20 protein-coding genes are annotated in these 16,459 nt (G+C 67.5%); 10 read left to right on the top strand and 10 right to left on the bottom strand.

What is annotated here, in order from left to right:
• From A5750_RS26030 to A5750_RS01875, 3 genes are all read left to right on the top strand, one after another.
• Window positions 1-284 (top strand): HNH endonuclease signature motif containing protein (locus tag A5750_RS26030; protein ID WP_197505323.1); only part of this gene is annotated, 284 nt, incomplete at its 5' end.
• Window positions 285-393: 109 nt separating this feature from the next.
• Complete coding sequence (locus tag A5750_RS01880) at window positions 394-2,325, top strand: NAD(P)/FAD-dependent oxidoreductase (protein ID WP_067260878.1); 1,932 nt, start codon at window positions 394-396, stop codon at window positions 2,323-2,325.
• Window positions 2,326-2,335: 10 nt separating this feature from the next.
• On the top strand, window positions 2,336-3,361 hold the full coding sequence (locus A5750_RS01875; protein ID WP_067260876.1) for an alcohol dehydrogenase catalytic domain-containing protein: 1,026 nt from the start codon (window positions 2,336-2,338) through the stop codon (window positions 3,359-3,361).
• Between the two features lie 5 nt (window positions 3,362-3,366).
• Here the strand turns inward: A5750_RS01875 and A5750_RS01870 are convergent, their stop codons facing one another.
• The gene (locus tag A5750_RS01870) at window positions 3,367-4,278 is read right to left on the bottom strand and encodes a class I SAM-dependent methyltransferase (protein ID WP_067260874.1); all 912 of its coding nucleotides are present in this window, start codon (window positions 4,276-4,278) and stop codon (window positions 3,367-3,369) included.
• Window positions 4,279-4,345: 67 nt separating this feature from the next.
• Window positions 4,346-4,777, bottom strand: coding sequence for a D-aminoacyl-tRNA deacylase (gene dtd / locus A5750_RS01865; protein ID WP_067260872.1), 432 nt, complete (start codon window positions 4,775-4,777; stop codon window positions 4,346-4,348).
• 51 nt (window positions 4,778-4,828) lie between these two features.
• Here dtd and A5750_RS01860 point away from each other — a divergent pair, with 51 nt between their 5' ends.
• Window positions 4,829-5,134: an MTH1187 family thiamine-binding protein gene (locus A5750_RS01860; RefSeq protein WP_066954365.1), complete on the top strand. Its 306-nt coding sequence runs from the start codon at window positions 4,829-4,831 to the stop codon at window positions 5,132-5,134.
• On the opposite strand, the gene A5750_RS01855 is transcribed toward A5750_RS01860, so the two are convergent.
• Window positions 5,131-5,625: a macro domain-containing protein gene (locus tag A5750_RS01855; RefSeq protein ID WP_082948149.1), complete on the bottom strand. Its 495-nt coding sequence runs from the start codon at window positions 5,623-5,625 to the stop codon at window positions 5,131-5,133. The genes A5750_RS01860 and A5750_RS01855 overlap by 4 nt on opposite strands.
• A 34-nt stretch (window positions 5,626-5,659) precedes the next feature.
• On the opposite strand from A5750_RS01855, the gene A5750_RS01850 reads away from it, so the two are divergent.
• Window positions 5,660-6,934 (top strand): competence/damage-inducible protein A, encoded by a 1,275-nt coding sequence (locus tag A5750_RS01850; protein WP_067260870.1) that lies wholly within the window; start codon window positions 5,660-5,662, stop codon window positions 6,932-6,934.
• 1 nt (window position 6,935) lies between these two features.
• Here A5750_RS01850 and A5750_RS01845 read toward each other — a convergent pair whose 3' ends face one another.
• A complete protein-coding gene (locus A5750_RS01845) occupies window positions 6,936-8,198 on the bottom strand; it encodes an MFS transporter (protein WP_197505322.1) in 1,263 nt (420 codons plus the stop codon).
• Window positions 8,199-8,250: 52 nt separating this feature from the next.
• Here A5750_RS01845 and A5750_RS01840 point away from each other — a divergent pair, with 52 nt between their 5' ends.
• From A5750_RS01840 to A5750_RS01830, 3 genes are all read left to right on the top strand, one after another.
• The gene (locus A5750_RS01840; protein WP_066954370.1) at window positions 8,251-9,318 is read left to right on the top strand and encodes an amidohydrolase family protein; all 1,068 of its coding nucleotides are present in this window, start codon (window positions 8,251-8,253) and stop codon (window positions 9,316-9,318) included.
• Between the two features lie 79 nt (window positions 9,319-9,397).
• Window positions 9,398-9,637 (top strand): hypothetical protein, encoded by a 240-nt coding sequence (locus A5750_RS01835; protein ID WP_067260865.1) that lies wholly within the window; start codon window positions 9,398-9,400, stop codon window positions 9,635-9,637.
• 66 nt (window positions 9,638-9,703) lie between these two features.
• Entirely contained in the window at window positions 9,704-10,096 is a 393-nt protein-coding gene (locus A5750_RS01830) for a phage holin family protein (protein ID WP_067211000.1), read from the top strand.
• On the opposite strand, the gene A5750_RS01825 is transcribed toward A5750_RS01830, so the two are convergent.
• From A5750_RS01825 to A5750_RS01800, 6 genes are all read right to left on the bottom strand, one after another.
• Window positions 10,093-10,875: an enoyl-CoA hydratase/isomerase family protein gene (locus A5750_RS01825; protein WP_067260864.1), complete on the bottom strand. Its 783-nt coding sequence runs from the start codon at window positions 10,873-10,875 to the stop codon at window positions 10,093-10,095. The genes A5750_RS01830 and A5750_RS01825 overlap by 4 nt on opposite strands.
• Complete coding sequence (locus tag A5750_RS01820; protein WP_067260863.1) at window positions 10,872-11,843, bottom strand: FAD-dependent oxidoreductase; 972 nt, start codon at window positions 11,841-11,843, stop codon at window positions 10,872-10,874. Before A5750_RS01820 ends, A5750_RS01825 begins: the two co-directional genes overlap by 4 nt.
• 16 nt (window positions 11,844-11,859) lie before the next feature.
• The gene (locus A5750_RS01815) at window positions 11,860-12,459 is read right to left on the bottom strand and encodes a hypothetical protein (RefSeq protein ID WP_197505321.1); all 600 of its coding nucleotides are present in this window, start codon (window positions 12,457-12,459) and stop codon (window positions 11,860-11,862) included.
• A 105-nt stretch (window positions 12,460-12,564) separates the two neighbouring features.
• Entirely contained in the window at window positions 12,565-13,059 is a 495-nt protein-coding gene (locus A5750_RS01810) for an SRPBCC family protein (protein ID WP_066954387.1), read from the bottom strand.
• The gene (locus A5750_RS01805; protein ID WP_067260862.1) at window positions 13,059-13,688 is read right to left on the bottom strand and encodes a nitroreductase family protein; all 630 of its coding nucleotides are present in this window, start codon (window positions 13,686-13,688) and stop codon (window positions 13,059-13,061) included. Before A5750_RS01805 ends, A5750_RS01810 begins: the two co-directional genes overlap by 1 nt.
• 11 nt (window positions 13,689-13,699) lie before the next feature.
• Window positions 13,700-14,182: a carboxymuconolactone decarboxylase family protein gene (locus A5750_RS01800; RefSeq protein WP_067260860.1), complete on the bottom strand. Its 483-nt coding sequence runs from the start codon at window positions 14,180-14,182 to the stop codon at window positions 13,700-13,702.
• A 129-nt stretch (window positions 14,183-14,311) separates the two neighbouring features.
• Here A5750_RS01800 and A5750_RS01795 point away from each other — a divergent pair, with 129 nt between their 5' ends.
• Together A5750_RS01795 and A5750_RS01790 are read left to right on the top strand one after the other, a co-directional pair.
• The gene (locus A5750_RS01795; RefSeq protein ID WP_231989100.1) at window positions 14,312-15,001 is read left to right on the top strand and encodes a hypothetical protein; all 690 of its coding nucleotides are present in this window, start codon (window positions 14,312-14,314) and stop codon (window positions 14,999-15,001) included.
• 7 nt (window positions 15,002-15,008) lie between these two features.
• Window positions 15,009-16,451 (top strand): class I adenylate-forming enzyme family protein, encoded by a 1,443-nt coding sequence (locus A5750_RS01790; RefSeq protein WP_067260857.1) that lies wholly within the window; start codon window positions 15,009-15,011, stop codon window positions 16,449-16,451.
• Window positions 16,452-16,459: the final 8 nt, after the last annotated feature.

Raw genomic sequence — 16,459 nt, 5'->3', positions numbered from 1 at the left:
ACCGTGGCTGCTCGGCCCCGGGCTGCGACGTGGCCGGCTACTACTGCGAAGTCCACCACGTCCAGGACTGGGCCAGCGCCCACCGCACCGACATCGATCAACTCACCCTGGCCTGCGGACCCCACCACCGCCTCCTCGACAACGGCTGGACCACCCGAAAACACGCCAACGGCGACACCGAATGGATCCCACCACCGCACCTGGATCGCGGCCAGCCCCGCACCAACACCTTCCACCATCCCGAAAGGACGATGGGGCAAAACGACGAGGACGACGCGCCGTAGCGGACAGGCTATTGATCCCCTCCCTCGCCAGCGGGTAGCGTAGTGCTGCCAATTACGACACGGTTAGTAGCGTAATTGGGGACCCCCGTTCACCGAGAGGATCGGCTCGATGCGCAGCGCCTATGCCGGCGATCCCTTCACCACGTCCACGGCGGAGATCGAGGCCGCCCTCGCCGATGTCAGCATCCCGACACTCTTGCTTTCACTCGTGCACATCACCGCCGACCCGCGCTTCATCCGCGACTTCAAGCAGATGGGTGTGTTCCTCAACGAGATTCAGGGCTTCATGTCCGAGGAGGACAAGGCGCGGGCCCGCGCGGCCGCCCTGCCGGTGATCACCGAGTATCGGGACCGCGGTTGTCCCGAGCCGAAGCCGCTGAGCCTCGACCTCATTCGCGAAATGATGGACTGGGCGGCCTGCGAGCACGTGACCGACGACTACCTGCCCCTGGTGCTGGAAGAGATGGACCTCGACGGGGTCGATCCACGCCGCCCGCCGACCCTGCCGGCCGACAGCGCGGCCGATATTCCGGTCCTCGTCGTCGGCTGCGGCGAATCGGGCATCCTGGCCGGAATCCGGCTCAAGCAGGCCAACATTCCCTTCACCATCGTGGAGAAGAACCCCGGTCCGGGCGGAACCTGGTGGGAGAACAGCTATCCCGGCGCCCGCGTCGACGTGGCCAACCACTTCTATTGCTACAGTTTCGAACCCAACAACGACTGGACCCATTTCTTCGCCGAACAGCACGAGCTGCAGGACTACTTCACCCAGGTCATGGCGAAGCACGACCTGGCCGAGCACGTGCTGTGGAATACGGAGGTTCTCGCCGCCGAATGGGTCGACGACGACGACGCCTGGAGCATCCGGCTGCGTGGTGTCGACGGCCAGACGAGCACAGTGCGCGCCCGTGCCCTGATCACCGCGGTCGGTCAATTGAACCGGCCCAACATTCCCGACTTCGACGGCGCCGAGAGCTTCGCGGGCCCGTCGTTCCACTCCGCGGCCTGGGACCACTCCGTCGACATCAGCGGCAAGCGAGTCGCGCTCGTCGGCGCCGGCGCCAGCGGTTTCCAGATCGCACCCGCCATCGCCCCGGGTGTCGAGCACCTCACCGTGTTTCAGCGGACCGCGCAGTGGATGTTCCCAAACCCGATGTATCACGACGAGGTCGGCGACGGCATGCGCTGGGCCATGCGCCACCTGCCGTTCTACGGGCGGTGGTACCGCTTTCTCGTCCTCTGGCCGGGGTCCGACAAGGGACTCGACGCCGCGGAAGGCGACCCGGACTACGCCGACCAGGAGCATGCGGTCAGCGACATCAACGCCGCCGCCCAAATGATGTTCTCCCAGTGGATCACCAGCCAGGTCGGAGAAGGGCACGACCTGCTGGCCAAGGTGATGCCCGACTATCCCGCCTGCGGCAAACGGACCCTGCAGGACAACGGCAGCTGGCTGCAGACACTGCAGCGAGACAACGTCGAACTGGTGCGCACGCCCATCCGGCGGATCACCCCGCGCGGCATCGTCACCGAAGACGGTGTGGCGCATGACGTCGACGTCATCGTCTACGCCACCGGCTTCCGGCACACCGAAGTGCTGTGGCCGCTGAAGATCACCGGCCGCGACGGGGTGGACCTGCGCGAGATGTGGGGGAGCCGGCCGTACGCCTACCTCGGCATCACCGTTCCAAAGTTCCCCAACCTGTTCATCATCTACGGGCCCGGAACCCACCTCGCCCACGGCGGCAGCCTGATTTTCCAGTCCGAGTTGCAGATGCGCTACATAGACCAGTGTCTGGCTCGGCTGGCCGACCAAGAGGTGCATTCGCTGGAGCCGAAGCCCGATGCCGCCACCGATTGGCATGACCGGACGCAGACCCAGATCAAGAAGATGGTGTGGGCGCACCCCGCGGTCAAACACTCCTACTTCAAGAACGCCGACGGCGAGATCCACACCGTCAGTCCGTGGCGCCTCAACGAGTACTGGGCGGCGGTGCGTGAGCCCGACTGGTCAAAATTTGTTGTGCGGCAAAGGAAGTGAGCAGGCCACTATGCGTACGGTAGTCGTCGACGGACCCCACAGCATCCGGGTCGACACCCGGCCAGATCCCGCCCTCCCCGGACCAGACGGAGCTATCGTCGAGGTCGCCGCCGCCGGCATCTGCGGATCCGACCTGCACTTCTACGAGGCCGATTTCCCGATGCCCGACCCGATCGCGCTGGGCCACGAGGCGATCGGCACCGTCGTGGACGCGGGACCGGAGGTACGCACCGTCAAGGTCGGCGACCTCGTCATGGTGTCCTCGGTGACCGGGTGCGGCGCCTGCGCCGGCTGTGCCACCCGCGATCCCGTCATGTGCCACAAGGGCTTTCAGATCTTCGGCGGGGGTTTGCTCGGGGGAGCGCAGGCCGACCTGCTGGCCGTGCCCGCGGCCGACTTCCAGCTGCTCAAGGTGCCGGAAGGCATCAGCACCGAACAGGCGCTACTCCTCACCGACAACCTCGCCACGGGCTGGGCGGCGGCGCAACGCGCCGATATTCCGTTCGGCGGCACCGTGGCGGTCATCGGTCTGGGCGCCGTGGGGCTGTGCTCGCTGCGCAGCGCGCTGTTTCAAGGAGCCGCAACGGTTTTCGCGGTCGATCAGGTGCAAGGCCGGCTGGATCGGGCCGCCCAGTGGGGCGCGACGCCCCTCAAGGCGCCGGCGGTCGAGGCCATCCTCGCCGCCACCGGGGGACGTGGCGCCGACGCGGTGATCGATGCCGTCGCCACGGATGCGTCCCTGACCGATGCACTCAATGCGGTGCGGCCGGGCGGCACGGTCTCGGTTGTCGGTGTGCACGATATGAATCCGTTCCCGCTCAACGCCCTGGGTTGCCTGATCCGCAGCATCACGCTGCGGATGACGACGGCGCCGGTGCAGCGCACCTGGCCGGAATTGATCCCGCTGCTGCAATCCGGGCGGCTCGACGTCGACGGCATCTTCACCACCACGCTGCCGTTGGAGGAGGCGTCCAAGGGCTACGCGACCGCGGCGTCGCGCTCGGGCGACGACGTGAAAATCCTGTTGACGCCCTAGGTCTGTTACCGCGTTGCCGTGATGTATTGGGACCGCATGAAACTGTCGATTTTGACGTCGACATCGGGCGGGGTCATCCCGTAACCGGCCTGCAGGTCGAGCGTGTTGCGGACGGGCTCGACGGTCCACCCGTGCGCGGCCAGCCGTTCCGCGGGGTCGGTCTGGGGTTCGTAGGTAAGCGCCGAGAAGTCGACGTCGCCGGACATGTTGACGCCGGGGTGCGCCGTCTCCAGAGCCTCGAGCTGATCGTGGTCCAAACGGGATCCCAACGCGCCGATGGCAATCCGGCTGCCGGGCGCACTGAGTCCACTGATCCGGGTGAAGAGCGTGTTCTGGGCCTCGTCGGTCAGGTAGGGCAGCACCCCCTCCACCGACCAGGCGCTGGGGCGTTCCACGTCGAAGCCGGCGGCCTCCAGAGCCCGCGACCAGTCGGCGCGCAGATCGGCGGCAACCTCTACCCTGGGGGCCTTGGGTTTGGCGCCGTGCTGCGCGAGCACGTGCGCCTTGAACTCCAGCACCTTCGGCAGGTCGACCTCGAAAACCCTTGTGCCCTGTGTCCATTCGAGCCGATATGCGCGAGAGTCCAGGCCGGCGGCCACGATCACCGCCTGTCGTATGCCGGCGGCGCCGGCGGCAACGAAGAAGTCGTCGAAGAACCGGGTCTGTACGCCGTAGAGACGGGGGAAGGCCATCTCGTCCTCGGAGGTCCCCGGGTTGGCGAGCACCCCCGCCAAATACGGGTCTTTCGAGGCCTCGATGAATGCCTTGGCATAGTCGTCGCGGACCAGCGGCTGCGGGCTCACGGCATGCAGCGCACGCCATCCGGCCACCAGCAAGGCGGTGTAGCCCACGCTGCTGACGATGTCCCAATGGTCATCGTCGGAACGGAGCGAGCCAAACTCGGGCGTCGCGGTCATGGTCGCCCCTCCCGTCAACGATCGGTCACGAAAAATCGGCCTGTCCCAACGTACCTGCAATCGCGGGTCAGAGCTCCAGTAGCACCGTGACCGGGCCGTCATTGACCAATTCGACCTGCATGTTGGCGCCGAACACCCCGCTGTGGACCTCAGCGCCCAGCCGTTGCAACGCGTCGGCGAATGCCGCCACCAAGGACTCGGCGACCGCGCCCGGAGCGGCCGCATTCCAGGATGGTCGTCGGCCCTTGGCGGTGTTCGCGTACAGGGTGAACTGGCTGACGACCAAGATCGGCGCGTTGACGTCGGCGGCCGACCGCTCGTCGCTGAGAATCCGTAGATTCCAGAGCTTTTCGGCGAGCCGTCGCGCCTTGTCGGCATCGTCGCTGTGGGTGACGCCGACGAAGGCCAGCAGGCCCTGACCGGCGGGCCGGATGGCGCCCACCACCTCGCCGCCGACCGACACCGTCGCCGAAGCGACCCGTTGCACCAAAACCCGCATGGGCCTTGATGCTGCCAGGCCGACACTCAAATGGTTGGGTAGGCTCGTTGAGTGTCTGTGCTTGTCGCGTTCTCCGTCACGCCCATGGGTGTGGGCGAGGGTGTCGGCGAGATCGTCGCCGAAGCGGTTCGGGTAGTGCGCGATTCCGGCCTGCCGAATAAGACCGATTCGATGTTCACCGTGATCGAGGGTGAAAGCTGGGAAGAAGTCATGGCGGTCGTGCAGCGAGCGGTCGAGGCGGTGGCCGCTCGCGCGCCCCGGGTCAGCACGGTGATCAAGGCGGACTGGCGGGCCGGTGTCAGCGACGCGATGACGCAGAAGGTCGCCTCCGTCGAGCGTTACCTCGAAGAGGATTAGCCGGCAACGGCGTCCCGGAACGCGCGCCCGGCCGCGTCGCCGTGAACGGCGAACACCACCTTCTCCAACGATTTCGCCTCGTGTCGCCGGACGGCGTCGACCATCAGCCTCGCCGCCTCATCCAGCGGGAAGCCGCCGACGCCGGTGCCGAAGGCCACCAGGCCGAGGGTGCGGCAGCCGAGCTCGTCGGCCTTCCGCAGCGTGGAAGCGGTGGCCCGCGCGATGATCTCCGCCGACGTCGGGCCGCCGAGCTCCATGGTCGCGGCGTGGATTACGTAGCGCGCCGGCATGTCGCCGGCCGTCGTCTCGACGGCATCCCCGAGCCCGATGGGCGCCTTCTCGGTCGATTCCCGCTGCAGGTCCGGGCCGCCGGCGCGGGCAATGGCCGCGGCGACACCGCCACCGTGCCGCAGTTGCGTGTTGGCCGCATTGGCGATCGCGTCGACTTCGAGCTTGGTGACGTCGGCCTGCAAGACCTCTAGCTCGGTCATCGGCCCATTGTCTCTCAGCCCTGCCAGTAGGCTCATGGCGGTGAGCGCACGCGCAGGAATCGTCGTCACCGGAACCGAAGTCCTCACCGGGCGCGTCCAGGACGCGAACGGACCCTGGATCGCCGACCGCCTGCTGGAGCTGGGCGTCGAGCTGGCGCACATCACGATCTGTGGCGACCGCCCGGAAGACATCGAGGCGCAGCTGCGCTTCATGGCGGACCAGGGCATGGACCTGATCGTCACCAGTGGTGGCCTTGGACCGACGGCCGACGACATGACCGTGGAGGTGGTGGCCCGGTTCTGCAACCGCGAGCTGGTGTTGGACGACGAGACCGAGAACAAGATCGCGAACATCCTCAAGAAGCTGATGGCGCGATTCGAGGGCGTGGACTTCGAGGCGGTGCGCGCCGCCAACCGCAAGCAGGCGATGATTCCCGCCGGATCGCAGGTGCTCGACCCGGTCGGCACCGCGCCCGGCGTGGTCGTGCCCGGCAAGCCGACGGTCATCGTGCTCCCGGGGCCGCCCCGCGAGCTGCAGCCGATGTGGCACCGGGCCATCGAGACGCCCGCCGCCCAGCAGGCGATCGCCGGCCGAACGCTCTATCGGCAGGAAACCGTGCGCATGTTCGGGCTGCCCGAGTCGGGCCTGGCCGAGACCCTGCGCGACGCCGAGGCGTCGGTGCCGGGCTTCGAGTCGCTCGAGATCACCACCTGCTTGCGGCGGGGCGAGGTCGAGATGGTCACGCGCTACGAGTCGGACGCCGCCGCCAGTTACGCGAAGCTGATCCAGCTGGTGCGTGACCGACACGCACAGCAGCTGTTCTCCGAAGATGGTTCGACCGTGGACGATCTGGTCGGCCAAGCGCTGGCCGGTCGTCGGATCGCGACGGCCGAATCCTGCACCGCGGGGCTGGTGGCGGCGCGACTGACCGACCGGCCCGGATCGTCGGAGTATGTGGCCGGCGGGGTGGTGGCCTATTCGAACGATGCGAAAGCGGAACTGCTGGGCGTCGATCCGGCGCTGATCGAGGCCCACGGCGCGGTGTCCGAGCCGGTGGCCGAGGCGATGGCGGCCGGGGCGCTACGCCGTTTCGGCGCCGACACCGCCGTCGCGATCACCGGGATCGCCGGCCCCGGCGGAGGCTCTCCCGAAAAGCCGGTTGGAACGGTGTGTTTCACGGTGGAGCTCTCAAACGGCCGCACGGACACCCGCACGTTGCGGCTGCCCGGCAACCGCTCGGACATCCGGGAGCGCTCGACGACAGTGGCGATGCACCTGCTGCTGCGCCTGCTGAACCATTCGGACTGACTCACGTCACTTCGGTTGGCAGGAAAGCGCTTTCGGCGGTGCCGAAACGAATTCCGGTGGCGTCCTTGCCGATCAGCGTCAGGAACGCCACCGCGATCAGCACCGGCACGATCGTCGCCGCCAGGGCAAAGGGATAGCCGTGCGACTCGGCCAGCCGTTCCTGGATGGGGAGGTTGAACGCGGCCAGCAGGTTTCCGAGCTGGTAGGTGACGCCGGGGTACAGGCCGCGGATGGCGTCCGGCGACATCTCGGTCAGGTGGGCGGGAATCACCCCCCATGCGCCCTGCACGAACAGCTGCATGAGGAACGAGCCGAGGCACAGCATCGCGGCGGCGCGCGAGTAGGCGAACAGCGGAACGATCGGCAGCGCCAGCAGCGCGCAGAAGATAATGGTGTAGCGACGGCTGAATCGCTGCGACAGCGTGCCGAAGAACAGGCCGCCGATGATGGCACCGAGGTTGTAGACGATGACGATCCACTTGACCGTCGCGCTGGACAGTGCGGCGCCGTGGTTGGCGGTCGACGTCAGGAAGGTCGGGTAGACGTCCTGGGTGCCGTGGCTCATCCAGTTGAAGGCCGTCATCAGCAGCACCAGGTAAATGAACCGGCGGATGATCACCCCGTCGCGCAGCACGTCGCGGATCCCGGTGCTGGTGAGCTTCATCTGGTCCTGCGCGGCCTCCCAGACTTCGGACTCCTCCACCCGGTAGCGAATGATCAGGCTGACCAGCGCCGGAACGATGCTCAGCGCGAATAGCCACCGCCAGGACAGCCCCAGCCAGTTCATCACCACCAGCGAGGCGACGCTCGCCAACAGGTAGCCGAACGCGTAACCCTCCTGCAGCAACCCCGAGAAGAACCCGCGTCGCTCGACGGGCACCTTCTCCATGGCGAGCGCGGCCCCAAGACCCCACTCGCCGCCCATGCCGATGCCGTACAGCAGGCGCAGGATCACCAGCACGGTGAAGTTGGGGGCGAACGCGCACAGGAAGCCGACCACGGAGTAGAACATCACGTCGACCATCAGCGGCAGCCGCCGGCCGACGCGGTCGGCCCACAACCCGAACAGCAGCGCGCCGACGGGACGCATGATCAGGGTGGCCGTGGTGACGAAGGCGACCTCCGCCTTGCTGTGGTGGAAAGTCTTTGCGATGTCGGCGTAGACAAGCACGACGATGAAGTAGTCGAAGGCGTCCATCGTCCAGCCCAACAACGCCGCGATGAATGAGTTTCGCTGATCGGCGGTCAACCGTTGAGTTGTCACGTCAGCATCGTGCAGTACCGAGCGCGATGGCGCGAGAGTAAGTTGCGAATACATGCGCATCATCGACGCGGACGGACACGTTGCCGAGAACCCCTCGTTGGCAATCGAAGCGATCAAACGCTGGCCGCAGCACGTCAAGCCCAGCACCGACGGGCGGCTGCGGCTGACGTTCGAAGGCCGCAACTATCCGGAGGATCAGGGCCCGGGCGCCGGCTGTCCGCCCGAGCACGGCATCAGCAAGGCGCCGGACATCAACTGCCGGTCGACCGAAGGCGTGCTGGGGGATGCCGACCGCGACCACATCGACACCATGGTGTTGTACCCCAGCCTGGGGCTGTGCGCCCCGACGCTCGAGGATCCCGAGTTCGGGGCGGGATTCTCCCGGCTCTATAACCAGTGGATCGCGGATTATTGCGCCCCGTCGGGTGGACGGCTGCGCGGCGTCGCGGTAACCCCCATCGAGCACGGCCAGGCGGCGATCGACGTCATGACCGAAGCGAAAGAGCTTGGGCTGGTGGCAACTCTGGTTCCGCCGGCACTCAAGACGCGTAATCTCGACCATCCCGACCTGGACCCCTTTTACGCCGCCGCGGTCGACCTCGACATGCCGCTGGGCATTCACGGCGCCCCGGGCATCCACCTGCCGAAGATCGGTGTTGACCGCTTCACCAATTACATTCAGGTGCATTGCATCAGTTTCCCGTTCGATCAGATGACGGCCATGACGGCGCTGGTCTCCGGCGGCGTCTTCGAGCGGCACCCGCGGTTGCGGGTCGCCTTCCTCGAGGCCGGTGCGGGCTGGGTCCCCTTCTTCATGGATCGCCTGCACGAGCACTACGAGAAGCGCGGCGACTGGGTCGAACGCGGCTGGCGGCGCGACCCGCACGAGTACCTGTCCGCGGGCAACATCTGGGTGACGTGCGAGCCGGAGGAACCGATCCTGCCCGGGGTGATCGACGTGCTCGGCGCCGACTTCATCATGTTCGCCAGCGATTACCCGCACTGGGACGGTGAATGGCCGGAGAGCACCAAGCACCTGCGGACCCGTCCGGACATCACCGAAATGGCCCGCGAAAAGATCGGCGGGCTAAACGCCCAGCGCTTCTACAATTTGAATTGAGCGGCCGCGCAATCCTCGTGGCAGTCGGCCCGATAGCCTGAGGAGAAAGCGGGGATTTTTGAGAGGCGACGATCCGAAGATGACTGACAAATGGTTCTCCGATAGCAGCGCGCCGGGGCAGTTGACCCTCGCCGATCTGTGCGACCAGATCGAGCAGAAAATGCACCTCAACGCCGACAACCACAAAGCCCCGCAGGAGTTCCCCGATTGGCAATCGTGTGTGGCGGATCGGGACGCCACCATTTATAAGTTGAGCGCGGCCGTCGTCAACCTGTGCCAGATGGTGAAGTACCTGGCGTCGCAGCGCGGCGACGCTTAGCGAGGAATATCGGCAGTCAACTCAACAGGCTGCCTTTCGCGCACGCCTGGTGAGAGGATCTTGGGCATGGGCCCTTTCCTGCTTCGCGCCGCACTGACCGGTTTCGCGCTATGGCTGGTCACCAAGTTCGTCCATGGGATCACGTTCGTCGGCGGTGACACGAAGCTGGAACGGGTCGGCATCATCTTCGTCGTCGCCGTCATCTTCGGTCTGGTCAACGCGTTCATCAAGCCGATCGTCCAGTTCTTGTCGATCCCGCTGTACATCCTGACCCTGGGGCTGTTCCACGTCGTCGTCAACGCGCTGATGTTGTGGATCACCGCCCGGATCACCGAGCACACCACACATTGGGGTTTGCAGATCGACCATTTCTGGTGGACGGCGATCTGGGCGGCGATCGTGTTGTCCATCGTGAGCTGGGTGCTGTCGCTGATCATTCGGGACGTCAGCCGGCGTTAGCGGCCCTGCCACCGCGGCGGACGCTTCTCGGCAAAGGCCCGCGGCCCCTCCTTGGCATCCTGCGTCTCGAAAATGCGGTCGCTGTGCCGGGTTTCGTTGTCGTACGCCGACGCGAGGTCGAGCGCCAGACCCTCGACGGCCGACTGCTTCGTCGCGAACACCGCGAGCGGCGCGTTCGCCGCGATGCGCTCGGCGTAGTCGTACGCGGTATCCATCAGCCGTTCCGGCGGGACCACGCGGTTGATCAGCCCCATCGCCAGCGCGCGGTCCGCGTCGACCATGTCGGCGGTCAGCAGTAGCTCCATCGCCAGCGGATAGGGCATCTGACGCGGCAGCCGCACGGTGCTTCCGCCGCCGGCGAAAAGGCCCCGCTTGGGCTCCATCACCGCGAATCGCGCGGCGGGCACGGCGACGCGGATGTCGGTGGAACTCAACATCTCGAAGCCGCCCGCGACGCAAGTGCCGTTGACCGCGGCGATGATCGGTTTGTAGACGGGGAAGTGGTGCAGGACGGCGTGGATGGCGTCGTCCTTGTTCCAGCCTTCGGGCTGCGGCAGGTCGCCGGTGAGTTCGGGGATGAACTTCTTGAGGTCGGCGCCGGTGCAAAAGTCTTGCGCGACACCGGTGATCACCGCCACCCAGGCGCCGGCGTCGTCGCGGAACGCCGCCCACGCGTGGGCCAGGTCGCGGAAGTGTTCCATGTCCAACGAGTTGCGGGTCTCGGGACGGTTGATCGTGATGGTGGCGATGTGGGCGTCCAGCGCGTAGTCGATGCTCACCGCGCCTCCCGCTGACCGGCGAGGCGGACCACGTCGCGCGCGCAACCCCATGACAAGGTCACGCCGTTGCCGCCGTGGCCGTAGTTGTGGATGCACCGGGCCCGGCCCAGCGGCTCGGCCTGCACCCGCACCGAGGGGCGGTCGGGACGCAGCCCGGTGATGATCTCTATCACCTCGGCTTCGGCGAGCCGTGGCTCGATCTGGCGGCAGCGGTGCAGGATTCGTTCGGTCACGTCGGGGTCCGGGGTGGTGTCCCGGCGGCCGGGGATGCTGATGCCGCCGCAAACGACGCGCTGTGGGTGGGGGAAGTAGCAGGTCCATTCCGGCCCGCCGTTGATTTCCAGAAAGAGTTGCCGCAGGCCGGGATTGGTGAGCACGACGTGCTGGCCGAACAGCGGGCGCAGCGTGTCGTCACCGGTCAGGGATCCCGCGGCCAGACCGGCGCAGTTGACTACGGTCGGCGCGGCGTCGGCGACCTCGGCCAGTGACCGCACCGGTTGCTCCTCGATTGCGCAGCCGGCCGCGGCCAGCCGGCGGGTCAGGTAGTCGAGATAGTGCGGCATGTCGATCATCGGCAACGTGGCGCGAAATCCGTTGTCAAAGCCGGCCGGAAGGTCGGTGGGGTCGGCGGGGCGCAGGTCGGGAATCAACGCCGCGGCGGACGACATCGCCTCGGCCGCAGTCAGTTCACCGACCGCCATCGCGGGCGACAGTTGAACGCCGGAGTCGGCGTCGTCCGCGAGTTCGCGGAAGACCCGCAGGGAGTGCTCGGTCCAATCCAGCGTGCCGCTTGCACGCTCCGCCGGCCGCGGCGGCAGCCATACCGCGCCCGCCACCTTGGAGGTCGTGTGTTGTGGCGTGGCGGCCGTCCAGACTCGCACCGACCAGCCGGCCTCGGCCAGGCACACGGCCGACGTCAGACCGCTGACACCGGCGCCGACGACGACAGCTCGTTGCGCACTGGCCACGGCCCGTCAGGAACCGTCAGTTGTGGGGAGCGGGCGAGGACGGCTGTTGTCCGCCCTGGCCGCCGCCGAGCAGGCCGTTGAGGAGGCCGAGCGTGCTCTGCACACCGGCCGGCGGTGTAGTCGGCGGCAGGGCGGCGTCCGGGGTCAGCTGCCACGGCTGGCAACCCGAGGTCTTGAACGCCTTGTCGGTCGGGTCGATCTGCACCACCTGGGGCTTCTTGCTCATCGAATTGTCGATGATGTTGCCGTCCGGATTGCTCATCCGCTTCCAGTAGCAGGTGCCGTTGTCGAGCGGCCCCCCGGAGCTGTAGATGCCCGGCACAATGTCGGACCCGACGTTGTAGATGCCGTCCTTGTCGATGCTCGTCTTCGGTCCCGGTGCCGGTGAGGCGGCCGGCGAGGCCCCAGCGGACGGCGAGGGGGAGGCGGCCGGTGCGGGCGCCGACGAGGCGGCGGGAGAAGGTGCCGGTGAGGCCGACGACGGTGGCGGTCCGGGTGCGGGTCCCGTCGGGTCCGGGTCGGCCCCCGCGACGCCCACCGACGCTGCCCAGCCCGCGATCATCAACCCCGCGACGGCCAACCGTCCGGCCGTAAATACACCAGCCTCAATCCCCATAGCACGTCAGCGTACCGGGCTGAGCAGCCGAATTCACGTAAAGCGGCATCCGCCGGCCGGCGCCCCGGGATGCGTAACCCATGGTCACGGCGCCCAACGAACCCCTTAGGGGAGCCGTCGCACGCGGCCGGCGTAGCCGAGCGCGTGCTCGTACGTGTCGAGGTTGTCCCGGGAAATCTTCGCGTGCACCGGGCGTTCGAGGAAGAACCGCAGCAGCGGGTTGTAGGCGTGATAGGTCTCGTGGAAGGTCAGCACGGTGGTGCCGTCGGGCTGCTCCTCAAGCCGGTGATAGCCCTCGGCCCGGGACCACAGCGGCGCGCCGACGGCCACATAGCGTGACAGCTTGTTGGTTTCGGCTTCGGTGACCGTCTCCCACGACCGCGCCCGGCCCCCAGACAGCAGGTACTTGGGCACCGGGTAGACGCAGGTGCGGACCAGGCCCTCGCCGGCCTCGTTGCCCTCGTTGAGGATCTCCATGCTGCCGGTGGGCCATTTGAGGACTCGGGGGCGCGGCGCGTTGGGCGGCGCGGGCGGATGCAGCACCCGCCACACCTTCGCCGGCGGTGCGTCGACGTGAAATCGCACGGTGTAGGACTGCATCAGCCGTCTCCCCAGCGATCCCAGAACGTCACGGTTTCCGCGGGCGGGCGGGTGGCCGGCCGGAAGTCGGTGCCGATCGTGTAGGCCACCGGAAACAGCGCGGCCTGCGTCACCGTGTCCGGGATACCGAGCAATTCGGCCACTTCCCGTTCCTTGGCCAGATGCATCGTCGTCCACACCGATCCCAGCCCCCGCGACCGCAGGGCGAGCAGGAAACTCCAGCCGGCCGGGATGATCGACGCCCAGGCCGACGCGGCGGTCAGCAGAGTCGAGTTGTCGATGCGGTTCGCCAGGCACGGGATCACGTGCACGGGGACTTTATCCAGCGTGTCGGTCAGGGCCAGCGCGCCGGCGTACACGCGCTGGGTCTGCGGATCGGACGCCTGTTTGGTCGCGTAAGCAAGGTATTCGGCGCCGATGGTGCGATAGATCTCGCCGATAGCGGCGCGCTTGTCGGGGTCGGTGATCACCAGCCAGCGCCAGTCCTGCGCGTTGCTCGCCGTGGGCGCCTGCATCGCCAGCCGAATGCACTCGAGGATCACCTCGCGGCCGACCGGCCGGTCCAAGTCGAGGCGCTTTCGCACCGACCGCGTCGTCGTCAGTAGTTCGTCGACGGTCGCCAGGTCCATTCGGTTCCTTACTAGAGATCGATTGCGCAGGACTGCTCGACGCCCAGCACGGTCAACGAGCGTCCCAAGCCCAGAAATACCGCGACGCAGAGGGTGAGATCGAGGATCTCGGGGTCGGAGAACGACTCGCGGAGCCGCTCGAAGAAGGCGTCGTCCAGGGAGGCATGGTCGGTGGCGAAGCGCTCGGCGTACTCGATGGCAAGCCGTTGGCGCGGCGTGTAGCCGGGGTAGCTGGCGTAGGCCGCGACGTTCTCGTAGAGCTCCGCCGTGACGCCGGCGTCCAGCACCGACTGGGCCCGAAAGCCCGAGCATGCGACGCAGTCGTTGATCTGGGCGATGCGCATCCTGGCCAGCTCGCGCTCGTCGGCCGGCAGAACGCTCTGCTGGTATGCGCCGCGGATCATCCGCTCCACCATGTCGCCGAGCTGCGGCCGCAGCGTCCAGATCATGGCGGCTTCGCCGCCGGGGCCATCCGGCACGTTGAGACGGGCCATCGGCGACTCCTGCCCGGTGAGTTAATTACTGAGTCGAGCAAACCAGTTCGCAACTCGGCTGTCCAGGGCGTAATCGCGCAGCTGTAGACCCGACAACGCGTTCGGAGTTACCGTCTCGGCGTGCTGTTCATGCACGAGGTGCACAAGGTGCGCGGCCGCTGCGAAGACGATTTCGAGGCCGCGTTCCGACAGGGCTGGATGCCCATGCTCGCCGCCGGTGACGATGCCCGGTTGCTCTGGTACGCCGACCACGCCCAGGGCAGCGGACCGTCCTACACCGTCGTGACCATCACCGCCGTTCGGGACGGGGCGGCGTGGGAGCGCCTCGCGATCCGGGTGCAACAGGGTGATTTGCAGGCGTGGATGCGCGAGCTGGACGACCTGCGCTACGACGTCGAGGCCAAACTGCTTGCGCCGCTGCCGTGGTCGCCGCTGCAGGAGATCACGTCGCGCGAGGTGCCGGTCGACGGCCGGGAGCACGAACTCAGCCTCTACATGGAAGACACCATGTGGCCCTACCCGGACAAGTTCGAGGAATACATCGATCGCAGCGGCGACGTGTACGCCCAAAGCCTGCAGCGGCCGTCGTCAATGCTGGTGATCCAGGCGGCTTTTCAGCCCGCGCTGGGCAGCCACCTGCGCCGGGAGGTCGTCCTGATGCAGCGCATCCAGCGGCCCGACCAGCTGCTCGGGCTGCTCCAGTCGCGGATTCCCGCCGAATACCGCGCCCCGGGCACCTGGATGCACGACGCGCTCGACCTGCGCGACCAGTGGACCAGCCGGCTGCTGCGCACCTCCCCATGGTCACCCCTGTACTGAGCCGCCCATGAATATCGGAACCATGCTCGAGGCCGCCGCCGAGGGCGATCCCGCCCGCGTTGCGCTCATCGTCGACGGGCGCTCGATCGGCTACGGCGAGCTGGCGACCATCGTGAACCGGTGCGCCGCCGGCCTGGCCGCCCGCGGCGTGGCGGCCGGCCAACGCGTCGCCGTCGTCGACGGCGGAAGCGTGCTCTCGATCGCGACCGTGCTGGGGGCGGCCCGCGTCGGCGCCGCGGCGGCGCTGATGAACCCCGCGCTGACCCCGCCCGAACTGCACGGGCTCTTGACGAGCGCGGGCTGTGCCGAGGTGGCGGTAGCGGGGGAGCCGTACGGGCAGCGGCTCCGCGAGGCCGGTGCGCCGACGGTGGTCACGAGCAGCGATCTGCTGGACGGCGCCGGCGGGTCAGCGCCGCCGTCCGGCGACGACGCCGACCGCGACGCCTTGGTCTTGTTCACCAGCGGGACAACGGGACTCCCGAAGGCCGTCGGTATCAGCGGCCGGCAACTGACAAGGCGGATCAAGGGGATGGCGGCACCGTTCCGGGCCGACGCCAGACCCTCGGTGGGGATGATGTGCGTCCCGTTCTTCCACGTCGGGGGCGCGCTGGGCACGCTCGGCAGTTTGTACTCGGGCAATACGTCGGTGGTACAGCGACGATTTGACGCGGGCGAGTGGTTGCGCCTGGTGTCCGAGCATCGGGTGAGCACCACGTTCCTGGTTCCAGCGATGCTTCAGCGCATCCTCGACCATCCCGACTTCGCCGCCGCCGACTTGTCGTCGCTGGTCGCCGTCGCCTACGGCGCCGCCGCCGCGCCCATCAGTTTGGTGCGCCGGGCGATGGACGCCCTCCCACATGTGGCGTTCGCCAACGTATTCGGGCAGACGGAGACCCTCGGCGCCTACACGACGCTGCTGCCCGCCGATCACCGCGATCCGGCCCGCGCGGGATCGGTCGGCCGGCCGCTGCCCGGTGTCGACGTGCGAGTGGTGGACCCCGAGACGGGGAAGGACGTCGAGCCGGGAACGGTCGGCGAACTGTGGGTCAACACCGCCCAGAACGTCACCGAAGGTTGGCTGCGCACCGGGGACCTCGCCCGCCAAGACCCCGACGGCTACCTCTTCCCGAGCGGGCGGCTCAGCGACACCATAAACCGCGGCGGCGAGAAGTTCGGGCCGATCGAGGTGGAGGAAGCGCTTCGTTCCCACCCGGCGGTGCGCGACGTCGCGGTCGCCGGAATCCCCGACGACGAGCTCGGCCAACGTGTGGGGGTGGCCGTGACGGCTTGCGCGCCGGTGACCCTCGAACAGCTGCGAGCGCACTGTCGCGAGTTGATCGCCTACTTCAAACTGCCCGAACGGCTGGCGATCGTCGAGCAGATCCCGTACAGCTCGACCGGCAAGGTGAACCGCCGCGAGCTCGCCGCGCTGATCGCCAAAGACGCTTGACAGCAAGG

It is taken from the genome of Mycobacterium sp. 852002-51613_SCH5001154 (assembly GCF_001667425.1).
Lineage (GTDB): Bacteria > Actinomycetota > Actinomycetes > Mycobacteriales > Mycobacteriaceae > Mycobacterium.
This window is presented reverse-complemented; position numbering and strand designations above follow the sequence as displayed.